This is a genomic window from Herbidospora sp. NBRC 101105 (assembly GCF_030269205.1).
In the GTDB taxonomy this organism is placed as follows: domain Bacteria; phylum Actinomycetota; class Actinomycetes; order Streptosporangiales; family Streptosporangiaceae; genus Herbidospora; species Herbidospora solisilvae.
The window spans coordinates 1-312 of record NZ_BSSX01000029.1 but is presented as its reverse complement, the minus strand read 5'-3'; the positions used below and the strand labels follow the sequence as shown (position 1 = coordinate 312).

At 66.7% G+C, this 312-nt stretch carries 1 pseudogene; it reads right to left on the bottom strand.

Going from position 1 to position 312, the window contains the following annotated elements:
* Positions 1-25: 25 nt before the first annotated feature.
* Positions 26-312, bottom strand: a pseudogene (locus QSK34_RS37655) (Acg family FMN-binding oxidoreductase); the annotation flags it as partial.

The following is a 312-nucleotide window of genomic DNA, read 5'->3' as shown; positions in this document are numbered from 1 at the left end:
CGGAGGCCGCCGGCCTGGCCGAGTCTCACCGGTCGCGTTCCTCGGAGAGGACCTCCGCCAACGGGCGCCTGACTCCGCGGGCCGTCTTACTCGGGTAGCCCAGACGGATCACCATCTGCGGAAACTCTTTGGAGCAGATCTCCGTCCGGACGAAATCACGAAGATTCGGATACTCCAGCAGTTGTGTGTGGAAGGCCGCGCTGATCCCGTGGACGGCGGCGTGCAGCAGCACCCTCTGCAGGGCCTGTCCGGTGTGCAGCCAGTCCGTCCGCTCGTCTCCCGGAGTGGTGAGCAAGGCCACCACCCCCACCT